A 23,483-nucleotide genomic window follows, 5' to 3' on the forward strand; every position below is an offset into this window, starting at 1 on the left:
GAATTCTTAATCAGTGTCTGTAATATAAGTTACTGAATCAATTTTTCCCTCAAGCAGTATTTCTTCCGGCAAAATCGTTTTTATGACGAAGGCTTTCCCTCTTATTAATAGCTGCCCCTGCTTTAATAGCAGTCTTAATTCCTTATCTGAAAAAGCCAGTAATCCCCTGTGGTTTTCTATATAGATATGGATTTGCCCAATCATTGTAATGCGGGGCAGATCCATCATGACATCTTGAGGAAGCTCCATATTTTTAGTCATCCAGCCGCGGACGAATTGTCCCCACTTTTTTGCCATAAAAAAAGAACCCCCTTTCATCTCATATTTATGAAATGAACGAAGGTTCTAGCACTTATTTTTTACCGCTGTCTGTTGAGAGACCTGTGAGGATTTTTTGATCTTGGAGGTCCAAGAATTTCGGACCAGATAATCCCGTCAACAAGCGACTGTTTCTGCGGCTCAAACTTTTCAGCTCCTGAGGCTTCCACCGGGTATCCTGTTTTTGTATTGGCTGCTGTTCTCGATATTGCGCTTGCTTTTCTTTCAGCAGCTCTCTGCTGACTCTGGAGAGCCTTCATGCTTTGTTCTGCCTGCTGTTTACGCTGTCTGTAATCTTCCTCTATTCTTCTGGATTTCTCGGTCAGCTTCCTTTTTTCCTCTTTCAGCACTTCGGCCAAAGCAGGATCTGCAGAAGTTCTTTCCGCCTGTGCCCGGTTCTCTTGCTGTACTGAACGGGGAGCCTGTTTAACGGGCTTCTCCTCCTTCTTTTTTTTGAAAAAGGAGGAAATGAAAGCTATGACAGCAATTAGAATAAAAGGATTCTCCAATAAAAATTCCAAGAGAGTTTCCTCCCTTCTCCCTTTATGGGATCATTTAGTCATTTTTCCGGCCATTTTTGCCGTCGTCACTCATATTGCCGATTGAATCCCTCATTTCGGTATCAGCCGAAATGTTCTGGATATTCATATAGTCCATTACCCCGATATTTCCGGAACGCAGCGCTTCTGACATGGCAAGCGGTACCTGTGCCTCTGCTTCCACAACCTTCGCTCTCATTTCTTCAACACGGGCTTTCATTTCCTGTTCCTGAGCTACGGCCATGGCACGTCTTTCTTCGGCTTTAGCCTGGGCAATCTTCTTGTCTGCTTCAGCCTGTTCAGTCTGAAGTTCTGCACCAATATTTTTGCCGATATCCACATCCGCTATATCAATCGAGAGAATTTCAAAAGCAGTGCCTGCATCCAGACCTTTTGAAAGAACAGTCTGAGAAATCATATCCGGATTTTCCAAAACCTTTTTATGATTATCTGATGATCCAATTGTAGATACGATTCCTTCCCCGACACGCGCCACGATTGTTTCCTCTCCAGCTCCACCAACAAGGCGGTCAATATTGGCCCTTACAGTAATTCTGGCCTTTGCTTTTACCTCAATACCATCCATCGCCACCCCTGCAATAAAAGGAGTTTCAATTACTTTAGGGTTAACGCTCATCTGTACTGCTTCCAAAACATCTCGGCCTGCCAAATCAATAGCGGCACTTCTCTCAAAACTTAAATCGATATTAGCACGATGGGCTGCAATCAATGCATTCACAACCCTGTCAACATTACCTCCGGCTAAATAATGGCTTTCCAGCTGGTTTGTTGATACATTCAGCCCTGCTTTGTGTGCCTTAATTAGCGGGTTAATGACACGGCTTGGTATAACCCGTCGAAGCCTCATCCCGATTAATGTAAAGATACTGACTCTGACACCCGCTGCCAATGCTGATATCCACAGCATAACCGGTACAAAGGTGAATAATATCCCCAGCAATATAACACCGAGTACAACGGCAACCAATATTGCTACTGTTCCTGCTTCTAACATAATCTTACCTCCTGATGATTTTATTTATCTAAATCAAGCTTAGATATTTCTCTGACAACAATACGCGAACCTTCCGCTTTAACAACTTTTACTTTTGCCCCTTTAAGGATAAAGGCTCCCTCACTGACAACATCAATTCTCTCATCGCCTATAATTACAGTACCTGAAGGCCTTAGAGCAGTATGTGCATAACCCTCAAGGCCAATCAGTTCAAGCCTGCTCTTATTTGAGATATAACCTTTTTCAGTATTTGTGCTATCGGTTAAAATAATTTTTTTAAAGAATTTCATCTTTTTACCAAACACCTTTATCATTAATATAGATGCCAATATTGAAACTCCCATAGCAATTAAAATAGACATTCCCATATGGGCCATATTATCCGAAGCCAGGAACAGACTCCCCAGTATTGCTGCTATACCGGCTATTCCCGCAATTCCTCCAGGAAGGAAAAACTCAGCTATTATTAAACCAATGCCTATTACAAACAGAATTAAGGTCTCATATCCTGCCAGCCCGGCGACCATATGGCCATAAAAGAACAGAAGCAGAGACGACAATCCCATTAATCCAGGGATGCCGAACCCCGGTGAATACAGCTCCAGAACCAGCCCGAGGCTTCCAATGGATAATAGAATTGGTATAACGACAGGGTGCGTAATAAAACGGGCAACCTTTTCTGCAAAGCTTTCATCAATTGTCTGTATATTAGCTTCATTAAATCCGAGCACTTTCAGTAGCTCCGCCCTTGAATCTACCGTACCTTCCGAATAGCCTACCTGCTCAGCCTGTTCAGCTGTGAGGGTAAGCAGCTTTCCTTTCGGTGCCCCCAATTCAGGCAGATCCACCGATTCATCCGCCATAGCAAGGGCATAAACAGGATCTCTGTCCGTTTGTGAGGCAGCACTCTGCATTGCCGCAAACCAGTATGATTCTGCTTTCTTGCCAGCTGTATTTCCCTGCTGGTCAATAATTGCGGCTGAACCCATTGTTGAACCAGGTACCATGTATATTTTATCCGTATTCAAAGCTATATAGGCACCTGCAGATAAGGCCTGCTTGTTGACAAAAGATATTGTTTTTACATTTGTTGAGGTTAACAGCCTGCCAATTTGCCCGGCTGCATCCACTGCCCCTCCGGGTGTATTTATTTCAAATATTATGGCTGATGCATTTTCTTCTTCAGCTGTTTGCACCGCTCTATTTAAAAATGCATATAGCCCTTTCTCCACCGTTTCTTCGATAGGAACAATCAGCACTTTTTCATTATCGGCTTTTCCTTGAAAAGGGCTTCCCAGCAGCAGCAGAGCAAAAAACAATGCAAAGGCGGTTATTGCTCTTCTGGCAATCAAATCTTTCCCCCCTTTATCCGCAAAAGTGATTTCTATATGTATGTACGATTGAATCATTAAAAAGTTTCATTTTTATTTATTCAGAAATCTGCTACAGCTTTAGTATAACCCAGAAACAAGAGTAATTCATTCAACCCGGCCTTTTGCTGTTACGAAAGTAAAAAAGACCGTCAGCCATTGGCTTTCGGTCTTTTAATGCATAGTTTTATGAAAGGTGTTGTTGTACAAGTTTATTTATTAGTGATCCATCTGCTTTGCCTTTTACCTTAGGCATGATAGCAGCCATCACTTTTCCCATATCAGCTTTTGAAGAAGCACCTGTTTCTGCGATTGTTTCTGCAACAATTTTTGAAACTTCATCTTCAGAGAGCTGTTTTGGCATATATAATTCGACATACTGAAGTTCAGTACGAATTTTTTCAACAAGATCTTCACGACCTGCTTTTTCAAATTCATGGAGGGAATCCTTGCGTTGTTTAACTTCGCGAGAAAGGACAGTTAGCTCCTGTTCTTCGTTAAGATCTTCACCAAGCTTGATTGCTTCATTTTGAAGCGAAGCTTTAATCATACGAATAACAGTAAGCTTTTCTTTTTCTTTATTCCTCATCGCTTGTTTCATATCTTCATTTAAACGCTCGAGAAGACTCATTACATACACCCTCTCTTACCACTTACGCTTTCTAGCAGCCTCAGACTTTTTCTTACGTTTAATACTAGGTTTTTCGTAGAATTCGCGCTTTCTTGCTTCCTGCAAAGTACCAGTTTTTGATACTGAACGTTTGAAGCGACGAAGAGCATCTTCAAGCGATTCGTTTTTACGAACGACGGTTTTAGACATTCTCTTTCCCTCCCTCCGAGCACAACACACTTACATCAACAACATGGTTTATTCCATGTACCTTGCAATTATAATATAACAGCTTATCAAGGTCAACAGTATTTAGCCTGCTGCGGGATTGATTTTTATTAGTTTGTGATTATTTAGTACCCCATTCCTGACAAGCTAAACAATTTTTTGTACATAAGCATGTCCCGGCAGGGTGTTCCATAGTATTAAATGTAGGGGGTGAATGCTGCTTGGTCCAGCTGTTATTATTTTTTCTGCTAATCGGGTTATTTATTTATGGTATGACACTCTTACGGTCGGGTCTTTTTAATTTATCTGCAGGTTCATTAAAGAATTGGCTGGCAGCTGTGACTAATTCACCTTGGAAAGGCACTGTGATGGGCACAATCGTGACGGCTGTCCTTCAAAGCAGTTCAGCGGTAATGATTATAACAATTGGAATGGTTTCTGCACGGATGCTGACTTTTCCCCAGACGATTGGCATCATATTAGGAACCAACATAGGTACAACATTTACGACAGAGTTAATCACTTTTAATATTGAATCATATATTGTTCCGCTTGCTGCTGCCGGGAGCATCCTGGCTGTAATGAAGAATAGGAGCTTGCGAAGCTCCGGTCTGGCATTACTTGGATTATCAGCGGTTTTTGCTGCAATGCGCGGGTTTGAATACCTTGCTGGTTCTGTTAAAGATAATGATATGGTCAACCACTGGCTGCTTACTTTGGATGGGAATTATTTGTTCGCTGTGGCTGCCGGAATTGTCCTTACGGCTATCATCCAATCAAGCACGGCAACAACTGGCATTATAATGGGGTTTTTAACTGCTGGCGCAATGGATTTGGATACCGGCATTGCCATAATGCTTGGATCTAATATAGGTACATGTGTAGACGCATATTTAGCATCCATCGGTTCAGGAAAAGAAGCAAAACTGACTGCCTTTGCCCATATTTGGCTGAACTGTTTGGGTGTGGCGGCCTTTTATCCTTTTATTCATGTCCTTGCTGTCTTAGGAGAGAGTGCAGCCAGTTCCCCGGATGTGCAGCTTGCACATATCAGTGTTTTATTTAATGTAATATCTTCCCTGCTTGTTCTCCCATTTGCAAATCAGTTTGGAAGGTTTGTCATTAGACTGCACGGCCGATAATAAATAAAAAATGCCGGGAATTCCCGGCATTTTCCTGCAGCAATTATTATATTTTAGAATTTCGATAACTGTCCAGCCCCAGGCGCCATCGGCTCACGGGTCTAATCTTGTCTAGTTTTGGCTCCTAGGGACTCTCGGGTCTAAGACGTTCCCATCCAGAAGGAAAAAACACCTTCTTACAGGGACCGCCTTATGCTAGGTCTTCCCTGGGCAGTCGCCTCAACATTTCTCTCAATCCGTGCAAAAGGTTAAAGAACAACCTTTCAGCCGGCTTGTCTTATGCTTGGGGCCTGCTCAATGCGGGTCATGCAGACGTTGCCGCATGACAAGGAAAGCTGCGGCAGCGATACATCGCACGACCAAAACCGGCAGCTTTTGGGAGGACGTAGCTGTTTTAGTCTGCGTTTTTTATAAACGGGCGCCTTCCGCTTTCTTAGTAATCCGAATCGCTTGTTAAACCGTTGACAATAGCAGCGCCAGAGCTTGCTCCGATTCTCGTTGCACCTGCTTCAATCATCTTCTGTGCATCTTCTGCGCTTCTTACTCCGCCCGAAGCTTTTACGCCAAGATCGGGTCCGACAGTTTTTCTCATTAGGGCAATATCTTCAGCTGTTGCGCCGCCAGTTGAGAATCCTGTAGATGTTTTAACAAAGTCAGCACCAGCTTTTACAGATAGCTCACATGCTCTAACTTTTTCTTCTTCAGTCAGAAGGCAAGTTTCGATAATAACCTTGGTTAATGCTTTTCCTTTTGCAGCATCTACAACCGCACGTATGTCCCGTTCAACCAGCTCATTGTCTCCGCCTTTTAAAGCGCCAATGTTAATGACCATATCTACTTCTGTTGCACCGTTTTCAATGGCATTCTTTGTTTCAAATGCTTTTGTTTCAGGTGTTGAAGCTCCCAGCGGGAATCCGATAACTGTGCAGACCTTCACTTCGGTTCCGTTAAGCAGGTCGCTTGAAAGTTTAACCCATGTCGGATTAACACAAACAGAAGCGAAATTGTATTCTTTAGCTTCCGCACAGATTTTTTCTATTTGGTCTTTTGTTGCATCGGCTTTTAGTAATGTATGATCGATCATTTTTGCTACGTTATTTGTCATTATAACTACTCCTTTAAAAAACAGTTGTACGTACCTCTTCATAATATCACTTAGATAAAAAAATATCGAGCACTATTTATATTTTTTGTAATCGTTTTCGAAAGTAGTTTTCCCAAAAGATATTAATAAATTTATCAAAGTCACGTTTCTCATAGATGATGTCTATGCTTGTGAATTCAGCCCGTTGTTTCCGCTGCGGACACTTGCTTTCCGCGGGGGAGAACGGAGCTCCTCAGCTTCGCCTGCGGGGTCTCCCGCAGGACAATGATTAAGCTTCCTTGACTAAACACCGCACGAAGAAAATGCGAATGCATTTTCGAGGATCAATTGCCCTTCGCTCCAATCAACTCAGTGATTCTAAACAAATAAGCAATAAACTAAACAATTACCGCTTATCAAAAAAAGGAACTACCAAAAGGTAATTCCTTTAAACTGCCGCCTCTTCTGTTTCGTTCAATTCATCTAGAACTCTTACAAATTGACCTTCATTGTATGGGTAGCCAGCTTTTGTAATTTTCACTTTTACGATCTGGCCTACCATTTCTTCTGTTGCCGGGAAGACGATTTTTAAATAATTGTCCGTGTATCCGACAAATAAATTGCTGTCACTGCTCTCTTTAAAGCTTTCCTCCGGGATCACTTCGAGAACTTCACCTTCGTACTGAGATGCATATTCTTTTGCAAGCTGATCTGACAGAGCAATCAGGCGATGAACACGCTCGTTTTTGACTTCTTCATCGATCTGGTCGTCCATTCTTGCCGCAGGCGTTCCTGTACGCTTTGAGTACGGGAATACATGAAGCTCAGAGAACTTATGCTCTTTAATAAAGTTGTAGGTTTCCATAAATTCTTCTTCTGTTTCCCCCGGAAAGCCTACGATAACATCAGATGTAACAGCCAAACCTGGAAGAGCTTCCTTCAAGCGCTCGAGACGCTCAGCAAAAAATTCCATGGTATATTTGCGGCGCATTCTTTTAAGAACCGTATTTGAGCCTGACTGCAGAGGAATGTGCAAGTGCCTTACCACGACCTTGGACTTATCCATAACTTCAATGACTTCATCGGTAATTTGGCTGGCTTCAATTGAAGAGATTCTTAAACGTTTGAGACCTTTTACCTGAGCTTCCAGATCCGTAAGAAGCATAGCCAGATTGTAATCCTTCATGTCTTCGCCATATCCGCCTGTATGGATTCCAGTCAGGACGATTTCTTTATATCCGGCATCAACAAGCTGCTGAGCCTGCCGGATTACTTCTTTCGGGTCTCTTGATCTCATTAAGCCGCGCGCCCAGGGAATAATACAGAATGTGCAGAAGTTATTGCAGCCCTCCTGAATTTTAAGGGAAGCACGTGTCCGATCAGTAAATGCCGGCACATCAAGCTCTTCGTAGACACGGTTCTTCATGATGTTTCCGACGCCATTGATCGGCTGCCGTTCTTGTTTATATTGCTCGATATATTCAAGCATTTTCACCCGATCCTGAGTCCCTACAACGATATCAACTCCAGGGATTGCCATAATTTCGGCAGGTGAGGTTTGTGCATAACAGCCTGTTACACAGATAACGGCATCAGGGTTTTTTCTGATTGCCCTTCTGATTACCTGACGGCTTTTCTTATCACCGGTATTAGTAACCGTACAAGTATTAATCACATAAACATCTGAAACGGATTCGAAGTCTGTCCGTTCATAGCCAGCTTCTTTGAACAGCTGCCAAATGGCTTCTGTTTCGTAATGATTGACTTTGCAGCCAAGTGTATGAAATGCAACTGCAGGCATCTATATTCACCCCATTAATTCAAAATGATAGGAAACAGCTGACAGCAAATAGAGAGGCGCTGTCTCTGTCCTTAAAATACGCGGTCCCAAACCGCAGGCAAGAAAGCCTGCTTCGAGCAGCAATGAAACTTCATTATCTGCAAGGCCGCCTTCAGGTCCGAATACAACGAAAAGTGATTCTCCTTTGTTCATGGAAGAAAGTGTTTTATAGAGCACAGAGTCCTCTCCCTGCTTCGCTTCTTCCTCAAAGGCAATCAATTTATATGAATAATCAGCTGATATTTTCAGCAATGACTTTAAATCAAGCGGTGCAAGCACTTCAGGCACTATGCTCCTATGTGACTGTTCAGCAGCTTCTTTAGCAATCTTCTGCCATCTCTCTGCTTTCTTCACTGATTTCTTAGCATCCCATTTTACTACTGAACGAGCTGAAGTAAAAGGGATAAAACGGCGCGCTCCCAGCTCAGTGCCCTTTTGAATGATCCACTCCAGCTTATCCCCTTTAGGCAGTCCGCTCACAATAGTAATATCTGCAGGAAGCTCAGAAGATCCTTCAATCCATTGTACAACTTCTGCAGCCACATGTTCATCGGTAATTTCTGCAATTGAGCAAAGTGCACTATTTTGGGATGGATCGACACAGATAATTTTGTCGCCTTCTTTCATGCGCATTACCTTCACTATATGATGACGGTCTTCTCCTGTAATATGAAAGTACTTATCTTTAACTGCATTTTCTGTGAAATACCGCTGCACAATCGGCACCCTCTTTCTTACCTGTTCAAGATCCTTTCAACTGTAAAAAGGAGGGTAAGTTCATTACCCCCTTTTTACGGTATATCCAGCTCCGGCCCCTCCCATCCCGGGAAGCCGGTGTTTTTCTAATTACTTTCTCCTTGCTACAATGGCAACCCAATCTTCCATTTGTATGGTCTCTTCTATTTCAAACCCTGCAGCGGAAATAGCATCCCTAACTTCCTGTTTCTTCTGCTGGATAATGCCTGAAGCGATGAAGTATCCGCCTTCCCTTACGACTGACGCAACATCATCTGTAAAGCGAAGAATTACTTCTGCAAGGATGTTGGCAACGACTACATCTGCTCCCTGGCTGACACCGTCGAGCAGATTCCCTTGTGATACATCCACTATATTCTGCACTTTATTCAGCTTAATATTTAATTTAGCTGAATTTACTGCCACTTCATCAAGATCAAGGGCTTTTACCTTCCCTGCACCCAGCATAGCTGCAGCAATGCTTAAAACACCCGATCCTGTTCCTACATCTACAACATTATCTCCCTGTTTTACTGTTCTTTCAAGAGCCTGGATACACATAACCGTTGTGGGGTGTGTCCCAGTTCCAAAGGCCATGCCCGGGTCAAGCTCTATGATAAGTTCATCACTGCTGACAGGTGTGTAATCCTCCCAGGTTGGGACAATGGTAAAGCGTTCTGAAATTTTTACAGGGTTATAATATTTTTTCCAGGCAGTAGCCCATTCTTCTTCATTTACCTCACTAATGCTGACATTATTTGCGCCAATATCGATGTTAAATAAAATGAGGTTATTAATTGCTTCTTTTATTTCATCAACTGTTTCCCCAAGGAAACTGTTTACTGGCAAATATGCTTTTACAATTACGCCTTCTTCAGGATAGTCCTGCGGATTGAGCTGGTAGATTTCACCGAATTGATCCTTTCTTTCTTTTACAAGTTCTAAAGGATCCTCTATTACAACTCCGCTTGCTCCGGCTTCATGCAAAATATTCGAAATCGGTTCAACAGCTTCATTTGCAGTATGAATACTGATTTCTGACCATTTCACTACTACCAACTCCCATTCCTTTATTCACCTTTAAAGGCTCGTTTTACTTTAGAAAAAAAGCTTTCTTCCTGTTCTCCCTGTGGAACTGTTCCGCTGACTTCAGCAAACTCGCTTAAAAGCTGCTTCTGTTTTTCGGTCAGCTTTGTCGGAGTAATAACACGGACAATAATGTGCTGATCTCCTGTTCCGTATCCTCTTACATTTGGCACACCTTTTCCCTTCAGACGGAATTTGGTTCCTGTTTGTGTGCCTGAAGGGACTTTAAGTTTTACTTTCCCATGCAGTGTCGGCACTTCTATTTCATCGCCGAGGGCAGCCTGCACAAATGTTATAGGCATTTCACAATAAACATCATCACCATCACGCTCAAAGAACTCATGTGACCGAACATGGAATACAACATATAGGTCGCCTGGAGGTCCTCCGTTAACACCTGGTTCCCCCTGGCCTGCTACGCGAAGCTGCTGGCCATCATCAATGCCTGCAGGAATTTTCACGTGTATCTTTCTGCGTTTTTGCACTTTACCGGCTCCACGGCAGGTTGTGCACTTTTCTTTGATTTCTTTGCCGGTACCATTACAGTAATGGCAAACTCTTCTATTTACGATCTTGCCAAATGGCGTATTCTGTTCAACATTCAACTGACCTGATCCATGACAATGACGGCATGTTTCCGGCTTAGTTCCCGGTTTAGCGCCTGACCCGCTGCATGTATCGCACGTCTCTTCACGCGGAATTTCAATATCGGTCTCTTTGCCAAATACTGCTTCCTCAAAAGTTAAGGACATGGTGTACTGTAAATCTGCACCCTGTCTTGGAGCGTTAGGATCACGCCTGCGGGAGCCCCCTCCGAAGAAGGTGCTGAAAATGTCTTCAAATCCTCCGAAACCTTCAAAACCGGCTCCGCCAAAGCCCTGATTAGGGTCCGTATGGCCAAATTGATCATAGTGGGCCTTTTTCTGGTCGTCGCTTAGGACTTCATATGCTTCTTTAACTTCCTTGAACTTCTCGTCAGCATCAGGCTCTTTATTAATATCAGGATGGTATTTCTTTGAAAGCTTTCGATAAGCCTTCTTAATTTCATCCTTGGATGCACCCTTGCTGATTCCGAGAACCTCATAGTAATCCCTTTTACTCATGATTACCACTCCCCGATTCATTTCACATAAAGATTATTGTATCAAAAATAAAAGCCAAAGCCAAGAAAGACCTGACTTTGACTTAAAAGATTCAGAGGTTATTTATCGTCTTTAACTTCTTCGAACTCAGCATCTACAACGTTATCGTCATCATTTTTGCTTTCAGCACCTTCTGCGCCCTGAGCTCCCTGAGCAGCCTGCGCCTGCTCATAAAGCTTCATTGTTAACGCCTGGACAACTTCCTGTAAAGCATCTTTCTTAGTACGGATTTCATCCAGATCGTTCTTTTCAATTGCAGCTTTTAGTGCATCTTTAGCTTCATTTGCTTTGTTCACTTCTGCTTCATCCACTTTGCCTTCAAGATCTTTTAGAGTCTTTTCAGTAGTGAATACCAGCTGGTCCGCTTCATTGCGGAGTTCAACTTCTTCTTTGCGTTTCTTATCAGCTTCAGCATTTTCTTCAGCTTCTCTTACCATTTTTTCAATTTCTTCATCAGATAATCCTGTTGATGATTTGATCGTAATGGCTTGCTCTTTGTTTGTTCCAAGGTCTTTAGCGCGTACGTTTACGATACCATTTTTATCGATATCAAAAGACACTTCGATCTGAGGCACACCACGCGGTGCTGGAGGAATATCCCCTAGCTGGAAACGCCCAAGTGTTTTGTTATCCGCTGCCATTGGGCGCTCCCCTTGAAGAACATGGATATCAACAGCAGACTGATTATCAGCAGCAGTTGAGAACACCTGGGATTTTGATGTTGGAATAGTTGTATTGCGTTCAATCAGCTTAGTGAACACTCCACCCATTGTTTCAATTCCAAGAGACAAAGGTGTTACGTCCAGAAGGACAACATCCTTAACATCGCCAGTGATGACACCGCCCTGAATAGCTGCACCCATAGCTACAACCTCATCAGGGTTAACTCCTCTGTGCGGTTCTTTTCCTGTTTCTTTTTTGATTGCTTCCTGTACAGCCGGAATACGCGTTGAACCGCCGACAAGGATAACTTTATCGATTTCTGAAGGAGTCAAACCAGCATCCTTTAATGCCTGGCGTGTAGGTCCCATTGTACGTTCAACAAGATCTCCTGACAGCTCTTCAAATTTAGCTCTTGAAAGTGTTACTTCCAGGTGTAAAGGTCCAGCTTCTCCGGCAGTAATAAACGGAAGTGAAATTTGTGTTGAAGTTACACCGGAAAGATCCTTTTTCGCTTTTTCAGCAGCATCTTTTAAACGCTGCAGAGCCATTTTATCTTTAGAAAGATCAATGCCGTTCTCTTTTTTGAATTGATCAACGAGGTAATCAATAATTACCTGGTCAAAATCATCTCCGCCAAGACGGTTATCCCCGGCAGTGGATTTTACTTCAAATACACCATCGCCAAGCTCAAGGATAGATACGTCAAATGTACCGCCGCCAAGGTCATAAACAAGGATAGTCTGGTCTTCATCCATTTTATCAAGTCCATATGCCAACGCCGCAGCAGTCGGTTCGTTGATGATTCGTTCAACTTCCAAGCCGGCAATTCGGCCTGCATCCTTTGTAGCCTGACGCTCAGCATCGTTGAAATATGCTGGAACTGTGATTACCGCTTTAGTAACCTTCTCGCCAAGATAGTCTTCTGCATAAGATTTCAAATATTGAAGAATAATAGCAGAAACCTCTTGCGGAGAGTATTCCTTTCCTTCAACCTCTGTTTTATGATCTGTACCCATATGGCGTTTAACGGACATGATGGTGTTCGGGTTTGTAATAGACTGGCGCTTAGCCACCTCACCAACCTGACGCTCGCCGTTCTTAAACGCTACAACTGATGGCGTTGTACGGTTGCCTTCCGGATTTGGAATTACTTTCGGTTCGCCGCCTTCAAGTACAGCGACACATGAGTTTGTTGTACCTAAATCGATTCCGATAATTTTGCTCATGTTCTTTACCTCCCCAAATATGTAATTATTGATTTACTTTAACCATTGATGGACGAATGACCCGATCCTTTAGCTTGTAGCCTTTTTGGAACTCCTCGACCACGATATTGGAATCAAAATTCTCATCTTCTACCTGCATTACAGCCTGGTGCATATGAGGGTCGAATTCTTTCCCGACTGCCTCAATCTGTTCTGCGCCTTCTTTTTTTATAGCCTCCACCAAGCTTCGATAAACCATTTCCATTCCTTGAAGAATAGATTTAGCCTGTTCATTTTCAGCTTCCATCTGAAGTGCTCTTTCAAAATTGTCAAGCGCAGGCAGCAAATCAGAGATTAAGCTTTGTGCTCTATATTTTTGAGACGCTTCAAGGTCCAGCCTTGCACGGCGCCGGGAATTTTCAAAATCTGCCTGAAGACGGTAGATGCGATTTTCAGCCTCTTCCAGCTTACCTTCCAATTCAGCTATTTTTGCATTTGCTGCTGTACGGTCTGAATCAGTTCCCTCATCAGGACCTGCTTCTGCTTCATCAGCCTCTGCAAATACCTCTTCAATAGGAGCCTCATTTTCAGTTCCTTCAGGTTCGTTGGTTTGTTCATCTAATTCATGACTCAATGTCTCTTTCTCTTCTGCCAACATGTTCACCTCCCTTAAAGAATGGCTGTATTATAGAATAAAAAACATAAGGAAAGGAGTGGAAAGGTTTTTCCACCCTTAATCAATATCTCCACCATCATCTGTTTTGATACAACTTGGATAAAACAGATGATAAGTCTGCACTGATATAGTTCAATAAGCTGATGACTCTTGAATACTCCATTCTGGTAGGGCCCAGAATGGCAATTGTGCCGAGCTGTTCGGTGCCGATTGAATAGCTTGCTGTTATCAGACTGCAGTTTTCCATTGCTGAATTATTATTTTCCCGGCCGATTTTAATATTGATCCCTGACTTGTTTTTACTTAGTAAATCATATATGCCTTTTTCCTGCTCGATCATATTCATGAGGTTTTTAACCTTTTCAATATCATGAAACTCCGGCTGGCTGAGCATATTTGTTTTACCGCCAAAGAAAAGCTTATCATAGGCCGGTATCTTTATTGTATCGGCAATTGAATTCAGCATTAGATCATAATTATTGATATGATGCCTTAAAAGGACGGCAACCTCTTTATATAACTTATTGTTTAGACTTTCCAATGGTGCACCGGCAAGACGGTCATTAAGGATATTGACGACTTTTTCCAAATCACCTGCATCAATGTTTTCCGGCAAGTGGAACATTCTGTTTTCCACATGGCCTGTATCTGTAATAATAATTGCTATCGCTGTTTCTTTATTCAAAGGAACAATCTGAATTCTCTTCAGCTTGTTATCCCTTACTGCAGGCCCGAGGACTATGGATGTATAATTAGTCAGCTCAGATAGGATTTTTGCCGATTTTTGAACAATTTTCTCCAGCTCATAAATTCTTTCCGCAAAGATCGATTGTACTTTGTGGATATCATGCTGATTTAATTTTTGCGGGGATAAAAGGTGATCCACGTAGTAGCGGTACCCTTTTTCAGATGGAATCCTCCCCGATGAGGTGTGTGTTTTCTCAATAAACCCAAGTTCCTCTAAATCAGCCATCTCATTTCTGATCGTTGCGGAACTAAAAGAAATTTCTTTTTTTTTCGACAGAGTTCTCGACCCTACAGGCTGTGCAGTTTGAATAAAATCATCAACAATTACTTGAAAAATTAATAATTGACGATCTGTTAACACAGTTATCACCTCTGTTAGCACTCTTTGCCCCCGAGTGCTAATTCTACTAATAAATTATCAAATCATACGTGCAGTGTCAATAATTTGGCTTCCTTTTTTCCTGAAGGAATCCCCAGGCAGATTACCCTATAAAGGACTGAAATACTTCATTTCCGAGAAATCGGCCTCGCCTTGTCAATTTAATATGCTCTTCCCCGGCAATAATTAATTTTTTTTCGGTGTGCTGTTTAATTTGATTTTCAAAGTGCACAAGCGGGTCTTTGCCAAATTTCTCTTTAAAGCGACTAATTGAGACACCTGCAGTTTTTCTCAGCCCAAGAAACATTTCCTCTTCCATCTGTTCTTCAAGGGGCACCTTATGTTCTTCAAGGATCGGAAGCTGGCCCTTTTCAATTGGCTCCATATATTTTTTCAGGGGTCCGTGGTTTGAACGGCGAAGCCCATTAACATAGCCATGCGCACCTGCCCCAAAACCGAAGTACCATTCATTATCCCAATAAGTGATGTTATGCCTGCTCTCATAGCCAGGTTTGGCAAAATTGCTGATTTCATATTGGGCAAATCCATGTTTGTCCATTTGCTCCATCAATAAGTCATACATTTCAGCTTCCACATCTTCTCCGGGTGTAGGCAGTTTCCCTCTCCTCATCAGATTATAGAATACCGTCTTGGGCTCAATGATCAGAGAATAGCCCGAATAATGAACAATATCCAATGTAAATGATGTTTCAAGTGTATCTTTAAAGTCCTGAAGTGTCTGGCCGGGAAGACTGTATATCAGATCGATGCTGATGTTATCGAAACCTACTTGTTTTGCAGCTTCAATTGACTGAAAAACATCTTTTGCCCGGTGTGACCTTCCAATTCTTTTTAAGAGTTCATCGTTGAAGGTCTGGACACCAAAGCTGAGCCTGTTGACTCCGGCATCATGCAATATTTGAAGCTTTTCCTTAGAGAGATCTCCCGGATTAGCTTCAAATGTATATTCTGTGAAAGAGTCATAGGGAAGCTGACGTTTAATTGTGCTGCAAAGCTGTTCAAGCTGCTTCCCGTTCAGTGCAGTGGGTGTGCCGCCTCCGACAAAGATGGAGTCCAGGCGCGATGCGGGTGTTTCTTTCAAAGCAAGATCCATCTCTTTATCAAGAGAGTCAAGGTATTCTCCAACCGGCTGGTTCTTCAAATACACTTTATTAAAATCACAGTAATGGCAGATATGTTCACAAAAGGGGATGTGTATATAAGCTGCTTTAATCATTCATTTCACTACTTTCATCATTCAATCAACATTCATATACAGCAGTTTCCTAAATAAAAAGAGGCTAGTGCTGTTATTATTATGACAGCATATCTAACCTCTTAAAACAAAGCAAATATTTTACTTTTTAGGGGTGTTATCGTCCATCTTCAAAACGGCCATGAAAGCTTCCTGCGGAACTTCAACAGAACCAACCTGCTTCATCCGCTTTTTACCTTCTTTCTGCTTCTCCAATAATTTACGCTTACGGGAAATGTCTCCGCCGTAACATTTAGCCAATACATTTTTGCGGATGGCTTTAATGGTTGAGCGGGCTACAATTTTCTGGCCGATCGCAGCTTGAATAGGAACCTCAAACTGCTGACGGGGAATTAGCTCTTTTAACTTCTCAACGATTACTTTTCCTCTTTCATAAGCAAAATCCTTATGAACGATGAAGCTCAATGCGTCTACCTTTTCTGCATTTAACAAAATATCCATCTTAACAAGTTTTGATGGCTTATATCCAATTAATTCATAATCAAAAGAAGCATATCCTTTTGTATTGGATTTCAGCTGATCAAAGAAATCATAAACAATTTCCGATAAAGGAATCTCATATATAATATTGACTCTGGTTTCATCCATGTATTGCATATCAATAAAGATGCCGCGTTTTTGCTGGCAAAGTTCCATAATGGCTCCCACATAATCATTTGGGGCCATCATTGTAGCTTTTACATAAGGTTCCTCAACACGGTCAATTTTTTGAGGATCAGGCATATTGGATGGGTTATCTACTTTAACCTCAGTGCCATCTGTCAGGATAACATCATAGATAACACTAGGTGCTGTTGTAATCAAATCTATTTTGAATTCGCGCTCAATGCGCTCCTGGATAATTTCCATGTGAAGCAATCCAAGGAAACCGCAGCGGAATCCAAATCCGAGTGCCTGTGAAGTTTCCGGTTCAAACTGAAGGGCGGAATCATTCAGCTCCAGCTTTTCAAGCGCTTCACGCAGGTCATTGAACTTGGCGCTATCAATTGGATAAAGTCCGCAATAAACCATCGGGTTCATCTTTCTGTATCCAGGAAGAGCTTCTGCAGCACCGTTTTTCGCGCTTGTAATGGTATCACCCACTCGTGTATCACCAACATTTTTGATTGCAGCAGTCAAAAACCCTACGTCTCCAACTGACAATTCAGGCAATGGCGTTGATTTTGGCGTAAACACACCAACCTCAGTGACTTCAAACTCTTTGCCGGTTGCCATCATTTTAATTTTATCCCCTACTTTAACCGTACCCTCAACCACACGGATATAGGCTACTACACCGCGGTAGGCATCATAAAGGGAATCAAATATAAGAGCCTTTAATGGGGCTTCCGGATCCCCTACTGGAGCAGGAACTTTTTCAACGACCTGTTCAAGAATTTCTTCTATTCCAATTCCAGCCTTTGCTGAAGCCAGTACTGCTTCAGATGCATCCAGGCCGATAACTTCTTCGATCTCATTTCGAACCCTTTCCGGATCCGCGCTTGGCAGGTCGATCTTATTAATAATTGGAAGAATCTCAAGATCGTTATCCAGGGCCAGATAAACATTGGCAAGTGTTTGCGCTTCAATACCCTGAGCTGCATCCACAACCAGAATGGCTCCTTCACATGCTGCAAGGCTTCGGGATACTTCATATGTAAAATCGACGTGTCCCGGTGTATCTATTAAGTGGAAAGTGTATATCTCTCCATCTTTCGCTTTATATTTTAACTGAACGGAATTCAGCTTGATCGTAATGCCGCGCTCCCTTTCAAGATCCATGGAATCAAGGAGCTGGTCCTTCATTTCGCGTGAAGTCAGCGCATTGGTTTTTTCAAGAATTCTGTCGGCCAAAGTCGATTTACCATGGTCAATATGGGCGATGATCGAAAAATTCCTTATTTTCTCTTGTCTTTTTAATCTCTCTTCTCTGTTCATTGTATATTATTTCAACTCCTACTATAGAAAAGCGCAAGCGCCTTGCCCACCCCCGACAAGCACAAGACGAGCCTCCCAGAAAGGCGTTCTTTGCCTTTTTGGGAGGGGCGGCTTGTGACCTCGAGGGGGTAGGCGCTGGAGCTAGACAGCTATCGACGTTAAAATTTCAGACCTTCTTATTTTTAAGAAAAGCGCAAGCGCCTTAAACAGGCGCCTGGAGCTAAGTGTGGTCAATTTTAAAATAGTCCTTTTAGTTTATACACTATTTTTGATTATATCAGTAGGTTTGTGAAGATTCAATGCTAAGCTTTAAGCCGCTAATTTTCCAAAAAAAAAGCCTGCCCACCTGAGCAGCCTATTTCCCTTTTATTAAGTCTGTGATGATTGCGACCGATTTTTCTGTCAGCTCTGATATGCCATTGGATATGCTTTTTCCTAAGGATGAAAAGAAATTATATGCTTTCATTTCTTCAAGCTTTTCCCTTTTCTTCTGAAGATCATGGCTTGACACATCATTCCCCAGGACAGAAGCCTGAACTTCGCCTTCGTTGGTTTCATCTATAGTCAGGGCACTTTTGAAATCCCCGTCATGGAATCCCTTCATTCTGTGAATTCCTTCATTTGCCTGCTGCATTCCGAATAACACTGAGACAAACATAAGCGCTGCCAGAAAAAGAGCTTTAAGTATAAACATTTTCATTCCGCATCATCCTATTACTATTTCTTTTCTGATTCACCGCCAGCCGGTGAATTCACTTCCTCGGCCTGCCAATAATATTCACTGAACACTTCCGCGAGTGCTTCGGCCGATCGGTTTAACTCCTCAAACGTATTATCGACTCCCCCAAACTCAATGAGTATGGCATTGCCTGATAAATCCTGATTGAAGTTGCCATTTGTCCCTGCGCCTTCTTTTTTCATTATTCCTCTGCTTAATCCTTTGTACTTGACGCTCAGTCTATCATGCAGCTCTTTTGCAAATTTTAAGTTCTTTTCATAATTCGGATTATTTCCTCCAATAATAAAAGCCAGCTTGGCATAAGACTCTCCGTTAATTTCTTTTGTAGTATCTTTTTTTCTTTTTGAATCACGGTGAATATCGATTAAATAAGCCAGATCCCGATTGGAAGTAATTGCTGCCTGGACTACCTCTCTGGATTCCTGATAGGAGCGTCCATATGTTAAGCCCTTTTTGTTTAAATTCCCCTGAATATCCGTTTTATCCACAAATGTGCCGATTCCTTTACTCTCCATCTCTTCCTTAAGCTTATCACCGATTTTAGTAATATTAATTTTTGAATGGTAGGCAGCATCAGGGTTGGTGACACCCTTCAGATACGGAAGATAGGATTCAGTATTATGCGAAAAGTATACATAGACAGGTTTTTTATCTCCTGTTGACACCGGCGGGGCATTTGATTGTTTTTTATCTCCAGATTGCTCAAGCTCTTCGGTGTTTTGCAGGGCTGCCTCCTGTTCGGCCATGAGTACTTCTAAAGGCGGAGAAGATTCTACAGGCATGTTTGTATAATCTGTTCCCTCACCTGCAACCAGAATTTTACTGTCATAAATCGAGAAAAAAGGAAGCTCCCTTCCCAGAAGACTTCTGGGATCATCCAAATTGACATTCGTGGATAGCTGAAAAATTAAATTGGCAAAGCCCGGGGGAGAACTGCTTTCAGAAACCCCCTGGAGAAATGCGTGATTTTCCCATCCGAGAAAACGATAAAGCATTTCTCCTGTCAGGCTGTTCGCTGCAGAATTTACTGAAGATGAACTGATTCGGTATTCAGGCTTTAAGGAAGTTATTGCTCCGCTTATGGAAAATATCATAAATAGAAAAAGCAGAAATCCGCCAATAGCCTTCAGCAGGCTTGTCCCTTGGATAGTTACTACAAATCCGTTGGTTTTAAAAGGTTTCATTGTTCCACCTCTCCTTGCTAGTCTAGTAAATGTTATGACTTTGCTAGAGAAGATAGAACAGGATATTTTCTATCTTGTATAAAATCCGGCATTATCCTGATTCACTTTCTGGTGGAGCGCTGCGTTCAAACCGTTGGCAATTAAGTTTGACATATCTTCAATAAATACATCCACTTCCTTTGGCGTCACCATAAGGTTGTGACCCAAAGGAGACAGAACTTCATAAATAAGCTTCCGCTTCTCCTCTTCAGGCAAGGTTCCGATCATGCCAAGAAAGGTTTTTCTATGATGCTCTTCCGGGAGGTCCTCATCTGTCAGCTTTTTCTTCTCTCCAAAAGTCATTCCTGCAGGAGCCAAGGCACGTGATGGACGGCCGCCTTCTTTCATTTCCTTGCCGAAATGCTTCAGGATGTAATCAATTGTATCGCTTGTTATGGATACGGCATCAACAACTGTTGGGATGCCAATCGCTATGACAGGTATTCCTAAAGTTTCTTTGCTTATTTCTTTTCGTTTATTCCCTACACCAGAACCAGGGTGAATCCCTGTATCCGAAATTTGAATAGTAGAATTGACTCTTTCAATTGATCGGGAAGCAAGAGCATCAATCGCAATGACAAAGTCGGGCTTTGTTTTTTCAACAATGCCATGAATAATGTCACTTGTTTCAATTCCTGTCAGGCCCATAACCCCTGGAGAAATAGCACTGACCGGCCGGTAGCCTTCTTCTACGCTTTCAGGCTGCAGCTGATAGAGATGTCTTGTAATAAGCAGATTTTCGCAGACTTGCGGCCCCAATGCGTCGGGAGTGACATTCCAATTGCCCAGTCCGACAATTAAACAGGATGCATTTTCATTAATGCCCAGCTGCTTTATAAATTGGGAAAATTCACTTGCAAATACAGTCTCCACTTTGTGCTGAAGCTCCGTATCCTGCTGGCGTATGCCCGTCACTTCGAGGGTAAGATATTTGCCCTCTTTTTTTCCTAATGCTTCTGCTCCTTCCTTTGTTACTTCAACAAAGGAAATTTTAATATCGTTTTCTTCTTTTTCTTTAATTATGACGCCTTCTATTTGGGAAAGATTCTCCTGCTCGTGAACATTGTCTTTCTGCCTGCCGGAAATCACCATTTCCCTGGCTTCAATGGCAAGATCCGTTCGAACTGAGTACTGGCTTAAATCTATGGATTCCTTCACATGTATCCCTCACAATCTCAGCTTATTAGGTTGGAAAAAAACAGACAAATTACTAAAATTCAGATATATACTATCTTTGCCTTTAAAATGCAAAAACATGCAGAAAAAGAATGAACTTCCCGATTTATCCTTCAGTAATTTTAAGTACAGAGTATTGCATTATGCCCCTGTGTTTGATAAAATATCACTTGTTCTGAATTTGTTAATGAACGTGAATGTCGAGTTATAGAATCTCGATGCTTTTTCAGGAGGTGAATGGAATGCCAAACATTAAATCTGCTATCAAGCGTGTTAAAACTAGCGAAGCTCGCAACGCTCAAAACGCTACTGTTAAATCAGCAATGCGTACAGCTGTTAAGAAGGTTGATGCTGCAATCGTAAACAACGATTCTGCTGCTGCAACTGAATCTTTCGCTGATGCTGCTCGTAAACTGGACAAAGCTGCTGCAAAAGGTCTTATCCACAAAAATGCTGCTGCCCGTAAAAAGTCTCGTTTAATGAAAAAAATGAACTCTTTAAATGCGTAATGTTTAAAGATATCGGCTATCTTAAGGGATAGCCTTTTATTTTACATAAAAAAGCGGTCCAAATTGCGGACCGCTTTTTTTATGTAATCAGAATTTATAACTTTGTACTTCGAGAACTGTCTAGCTCCAGCGCCTACCCCCTCAAGGTCACAAGCTTGTCTTGTTTCGGCTCCTAGGGACGAAAGACCAGCCTAATCCCTTCCAGAAGGAAAGAACACCTTCTTGCAGGGCTCGTCTTATGCTTGTCGTCCCTGAGCAGTCGCCTCCACATTTCGGGCAAGGCACTTCCGCTTTTCTATTTTCTGAGCGCCTGACTTTGCAGACGAAACAGGAACATTTCAATCAGCATGGTTTTATTCATGCCCCCTGTTTTCATTTGATAATCCGCATCAGCAAGCAAGCTTATGATCGCTGCCAGTTCTTCATCTGCAAACAGTTGAGCCTGTCCGGCCGCCAGCTTCACCCGGAAAGGATGAATCTTTAAATAGCCGGCAATCTGCTGCTGGCCGTAGCCTCTCCTGGCAAGCTCCTTCACCTGATAAATCAGTCTGAACTGCCCTGTAATAACAGATAAAATCTTAATTGGCTCTTCGTTTTGCTTTAATAAATCATAATAAATTCTCAGGGCTTCTTCTATTTTGCGGTGAACCACCTTATCCACAAGGGAAAAAATGTTTTGCTCTAAAGACCGTGATACCATTTTTTCTGCCATTTGTTCATCTATCCGCTTTGTGTCATTCGCATATAGGGCTAATTTATCGATCTCGTTGGTCAGAATAAACAGGTTGGCGCCTGCCAATGTCAAAATCAGCTCAACAGCCGATTCATCAATCTGCACACCGTTTAATGCTGCCCTTTCCCTGATCCAGGCTTTCAATTCACCTTCATTTAATTTCTTGGCTTCAAGGACTGCAGCCGTTTTTTTCAATTGTTTGGTTATTTTTTTCCGATCATCGAGTTTTTCTGCCGATGAGGAAAATACCACCACTGAATATGGAGCAGGTTCTTTAATATAGGCTTCAAGCTTAGCCAGGTTATGCTCCTGTTTAGCTTTCGATTTCTCTGACGTTAAAAAAACCGGGTTATGTAAAAAGATCAGTCTTCTTTCACCCATAAAAGGAAATGTCTCCGCATCTTCAAGCGCTGTATCAATGGGGGTTTCCTCAAGGTCATAAGAGGATAAATTAAAATCAGCTTCTTCTTCACTTAGCACATTGCTGATCAGAAGCTGCTTCGTTTCGTTTATAAGATAAGGTTCTGTTCCGTATAATAAATAAATAGGAGCAAAACTTTTCGCTTTAATTCTGTTCCAAATATCAAAAACCAATTTCTTCTCTCCGTTCGCCAAACAATATATTCACTATATATCCTAAAGAAGCGATGGCAATTTGACAAGACATAAGAAATTGGCGCCCACATGAACGCCAATTTCCAATCTATATAGAACGCTGCATCCTTGAGGCCCGGGAAACTCAGGAAGCTGCGGTGCACCTTTGTTAGTTATTATTCCCATGATGTTTCGTCATATTTGTGACAACTCCTGCTAATGCAGGAAAAGGGCAGGCGAACTCTAGATTTTTTCATTTGAATGACTTATACTATATAGGAAATAGGAGGGGTAGACTGTGAACGAATTTGAAAAGAACGTCCAAAGCAAACGTAATGATGCAATCGACTCTGGTGTAGGATTCATCGTATCATTCGGTTTCTTCGCAACGTTATTTATTATTGCTACAGTCATTAAATTTTTAGGAGCTTAATGGCTACATACAGTAATGTGTCACAATACTGCTGACACATTGAGGCTGCCTCAGCAGCCTCTTTTTTTTGGACGGAATTCCGATGAAGCATTATCAAGTTTGGA

At 42.2% G+C, this 23,483-nt stretch carries 23 protein-coding genes; 3 read left to right on the forward strand and 20 right to left on the reverse strand.

Features of this window, described 5'->3' with window-relative positions; translation table 11 throughout:
* Nucleotides 1–6: 6 nt before the first annotated feature.
* From yqfC to rpsU, 6 genes are all read right to left on the reverse strand, one after another.
* Nucleotides 7–297 (reverse strand): sporulation protein YqfC, encoded by a 291-nt coding sequence (yqfC, locus tag NAF01_RS18825; RefSeq protein WP_035331147.1) that lies wholly within the window; start codon nt 295–297, stop codon nt 7–9.
* A gap of 62 nt (nt 298–359) precedes the next feature.
* Nucleotides 360–839: a hypothetical protein gene (locus NAF01_RS18830; protein ID WP_250800962.1), complete on the reverse strand. Its 480-nt coding sequence runs from the start codon at nt 837–839 to the stop codon at nt 360–362.
* Between the two features lie 34 nt (nt 840–873).
* Nucleotides 874–1,872 carry a flotillin-like protein FloA gene (floA, locus tag NAF01_RS18835; RefSeq protein ID WP_163143501.1) on the reverse strand — a complete coding sequence of 333 codons (999 nt, stop codon included), beginning with the start codon at nt 1,870–1,872 and terminating at the stop codon, nt 874–876.
* 20 nt (nt 1,873–1,892) lie between these two features.
* Nucleotides 1,893–3,224, reverse strand: coding sequence for an NfeD family protein (locus NAF01_RS18840; protein ID WP_250800963.1), 1,332 nt, complete (start codon nt 3,222–3,224; stop codon nt 1,893–1,895).
* Between the two features lie 205 nt (nt 3,225–3,429).
* Nucleotides 3,430–3,873 carry a GatB/YqeY domain-containing protein gene (locus NAF01_RS18845; RefSeq protein WP_035331153.1) on the reverse strand — a complete coding sequence of 148 codons (444 nt, stop codon included), beginning with the start codon at nt 3,871–3,873 and terminating at the stop codon, nt 3,430–3,432.
* A gap of 15 nt (nt 3,874–3,888) precedes the next feature.
* Nucleotides 3,889–4,062, reverse strand: a complete 174-nt coding sequence (gene rpsU / locus NAF01_RS18850; RefSeq protein ID WP_009333009.1) for a 30S ribosomal protein S21 — start codon at nt 4,060–4,062, stop codon at nt 3,889–3,891.
* A gap of 239 nt (nt 4,063–4,301) precedes the next feature.
* Here rpsU and NAF01_RS18855 point away from each other — a divergent pair, with 239 nt between their 5' ends.
* Entirely contained in the window at nt 4,302–5,222 is a 921-nt protein-coding gene (locus NAF01_RS18855; protein WP_250800964.1) for a Na/Pi symporter, read from the forward strand.
* 433 nt (nt 5,223–5,655) lie between these two features.
* Here NAF01_RS18855 and deoC read toward each other — a convergent pair whose 3' ends face one another.
* The 13 genes from deoC to gpr all read right to left on the reverse strand — a co-directional run bounded on the left by deoC (nt 5,656) and on the right by gpr (nt 21,092).
* The gene (gene deoC, locus NAF01_RS18860) at nt 5,656–6,327 is read right to left on the reverse strand and encodes a deoxyribose-phosphate aldolase (protein ID WP_095245644.1); all 672 of its coding nucleotides are present in this window, start codon (nt 6,325–6,327) and stop codon (nt 5,656–5,658) included.
* A 427-nt stretch (nt 6,328–6,754) separates the two neighbouring features.
* Nucleotides 6,755–8,107, reverse strand: coding sequence for a tRNA (N(6)-L-threonylcarbamoyladenosine(37)-C(2))-methylthiotransferase MtaB (mtaB, locus tag NAF01_RS18865; RefSeq protein WP_197213394.1), 1,353 nt, complete (start codon nt 8,105–8,107; stop codon nt 6,755–6,757).
* A gap of 6 nt (nt 8,108–8,113) precedes the next feature.
* Nucleotides 8,114–8,863 carry a 16S rRNA (uracil(1498)-N(3))-methyltransferase gene (locus NAF01_RS18870; RefSeq protein WP_250800965.1) on the reverse strand — a complete coding sequence of 250 codons (750 nt, stop codon included), beginning with the start codon at nt 8,861–8,863 and terminating at the stop codon, nt 8,114–8,116.
* Between the two features lie 129 nt (nt 8,864–8,992).
* A complete protein-coding gene (prmA, locus tag NAF01_RS18875) occupies nt 8,993–9,931 on the reverse strand; it encodes a 50S ribosomal protein L11 methyltransferase (protein WP_197213387.1) in 939 nt (312 codons plus the stop codon).
* Between the two features lie 20 nt (nt 9,932–9,951).
* Nucleotides 9,952–11,070, reverse strand: coding sequence for a molecular chaperone DnaJ (dnaJ, locus tag NAF01_RS18880; protein ID WP_163143518.1), 1,119 nt, complete (start codon nt 11,068–11,070; stop codon nt 9,952–9,954).
* 98 nt (nt 11,071–11,168) lie between these two features.
* On the reverse strand, nt 11,169–12,998 hold the full coding sequence (gene dnaK, locus NAF01_RS18885) for a molecular chaperone DnaK (RefSeq protein WP_197213385.1): 1,830 nt from the start codon (nt 12,996–12,998) through the stop codon (nt 11,169–11,171).
* Nucleotides 12,999–13,023: 25 nt separating this feature from the next.
* On the reverse strand, nt 13,024–13,635 hold the full coding sequence (grpE, locus tag NAF01_RS18890) for a nucleotide exchange factor GrpE (protein WP_197213383.1): 612 nt from the start codon (nt 13,633–13,635) through the stop codon (nt 13,024–13,026).
* 94 nt (nt 13,636–13,729) lie between these two features.
* The gene (hrcA, locus tag NAF01_RS18895; protein ID WP_250802499.1) at nt 13,730–14,761 is read right to left on the reverse strand and encodes a heat-inducible transcriptional repressor HrcA; all 1,032 of its coding nucleotides are present in this window, start codon (nt 14,759–14,761) and stop codon (nt 13,730–13,732) included.
* Between the two features lie 121 nt (nt 14,762–14,882).
* Nucleotides 14,883–16,016: a radical SAM family heme chaperone HemW gene (gene hemW, locus NAF01_RS18900; RefSeq protein ID WP_197213381.1), complete on the reverse strand. Its 1,134-nt coding sequence runs from the start codon at nt 16,014–16,016 to the stop codon at nt 14,883–14,885.
* Between the two features lie 120 nt (nt 16,017–16,136).
* The gene (gene lepA, locus NAF01_RS18905) at nt 16,137–17,972 is read right to left on the reverse strand and encodes a translation elongation factor 4 (RefSeq protein ID WP_197248189.1); all 1,836 of its coding nucleotides are present in this window, start codon (nt 17,970–17,972) and stop codon (nt 16,137–16,139) included.
* Nucleotides 17,973–18,327: 355 nt separating this feature from the next.
* Nucleotides 18,328–18,672: a YqxA family protein gene (locus NAF01_RS18910; RefSeq protein WP_197248191.1), complete on the reverse strand. Its 345-nt coding sequence runs from the start codon at nt 18,670–18,672 to the stop codon at nt 18,328–18,330.
* Between the two features lie 17 nt (nt 18,673–18,689).
* Entirely contained in the window at nt 18,690–19,895 is a 1,206-nt protein-coding gene (gene spoIIP / locus NAF01_RS18915) for a stage II sporulation protein P (RefSeq protein ID WP_197248193.1), read from the reverse strand.
* 69 nt (nt 19,896–19,964) lie between these two features.
* Complete coding sequence (gene gpr / locus NAF01_RS18920; protein WP_048010305.1) at nt 19,965–21,092, reverse strand: GPR endopeptidase; 1,128 nt, start codon at nt 21,090–21,092, stop codon at nt 19,965–19,967.
* 260 nt (nt 21,093–21,352) lie between these two features.
* On the opposite strand from gpr, the gene rpsT reads away from it, so the two are divergent.
* Nucleotides 21,353–21,619, forward strand: coding sequence for a 30S ribosomal protein S20 (gene rpsT, locus NAF01_RS18925; RefSeq protein WP_035331179.1), 267 nt, complete (start codon nt 21,353–21,355; stop codon nt 21,617–21,619).
* Between the two features lie 295 nt (nt 21,620–21,914).
* On the opposite strand, the gene holA is transcribed toward rpsT, so the two are convergent.
* Nucleotides 21,915–22,946 (reverse strand): DNA polymerase III subunit delta, encoded by a 1,032-nt coding sequence (gene holA / locus NAF01_RS18930; protein ID WP_048010306.1) that lies wholly within the window; start codon nt 22,944–22,946, stop codon nt 21,915–21,917.
* 298 nt (nt 22,947–23,244) lie between these two features.
* Here holA and NAF01_RS18935 point away from each other — a divergent pair, with 298 nt between their 5' ends.
* Nucleotides 23,245–23,379 (forward strand): YqzM family protein, encoded by a 135-nt coding sequence (locus tag NAF01_RS18935; protein ID WP_035331183.1) that lies wholly within the window; start codon nt 23,245–23,247, stop codon nt 23,377–23,379.
* The last annotated feature ends 104 nt before the right edge of the window (nt 23,380–23,483 follow it).

Source organism: Cytobacillus firmus (assembly GCF_023657595.1).
In the GTDB taxonomy this organism is placed as follows: Bacteria; Bacillota; Bacilli; order Bacillales; family Cytobacillaceae; genus Cytobacillus; species Cytobacillus firmus_B.

What these genes read in the sequence shown, in the direction of transcription:
- rpsT (WP_035331179.1), top strand. Translation starts at nt 21,353, where the DNA reads ATGCCAAACATTAAATCTGCTATCAAGCGTGTTAAAACTAGCGAAGCT.
- yqfC (WP_035331147.1), bottom strand. Translation starts at nt 297, where the DNA reads ATGGCAAAAAAGTGGGGACAATTCGTCCGCGGCTGGATGACTAAAAAT.
- rpsU (WP_009333009.1), bottom strand. Translation starts at nt 4,062, where the DNA reads ATGTCTAAAACCGTCGTTCGTAAAAACGAATCGCTTGAAGATGCTCTT.
- deoC (WP_095245644.1), bottom strand. Translation starts at nt 6,327, where the DNA reads ATGACAAATAACGTAGCAAAAATGATCGATCATACATTACTAAAAGCC.
- NAF01_RS18845 (WP_035331153.1), bottom strand. Translation starts at nt 3,873, where the DNA reads ATGAGTCTTCTCGAGCGTTTAAATGAAGATATGAAACAAGCGATGAGG.
- floA (WP_163143501.1), bottom strand. Translation starts at nt 1,872, where the DNA reads ATGTTAGAAGCAGGAACAGTAGCAATATTGGTTGCCGTTGTACTCGGT.
- dnaK (WP_197213385.1), bottom strand. Translation starts at nt 12,998, where the DNA reads ATGAGCAAAATTATCGGAATCGATTTAGGTACAACAAACTCATGTGTC.
- spoIIP (WP_197248193.1), bottom strand. Translation starts at nt 19,895, where the DNA reads ATGAAACCTTTTAAAACCAACGGATTTGTAGTAACTATCCAAGGGACA.
- NAF01_RS18910 (WP_197248191.1), bottom strand. Translation starts at nt 18,672, where the DNA reads ATGAAAATGTTTATACTTAAAGCTCTTTTTCTGGCAGCGCTTATGTTT.
- hemW (WP_197213381.1), bottom strand. Translation starts at nt 16,016, where the DNA reads ATGATTAAAGCAGCTTATATACACATCCCCTTTTGTGAACATATCTGC.
- dnaJ (WP_163143518.1), bottom strand. Translation starts at nt 11,070, where the DNA reads ATGAGTAAAAGGGATTACTATGAGGTTCTCGGAATCAGCAAGGGTGCA.
- grpE (WP_197213383.1), bottom strand. Translation starts at nt 13,635, where the DNA reads ATGTTGGCAGAAGAGAAAGAGACATTGAGTCATGAATTAGATGAACAA.
- lepA (WP_197248189.1), bottom strand. Translation starts at nt 17,972, where the DNA reads ATGAACAGAGAAGAGAGATTAAAAAGACAAGAGAAAATAAGGAATTTT.
- mtaB (WP_197213394.1), bottom strand. Translation starts at nt 8,107, where the DNA reads ATGCCTGCAGTTGCATTTCATACACTTGGCTGCAAAGTCAATCATTAC.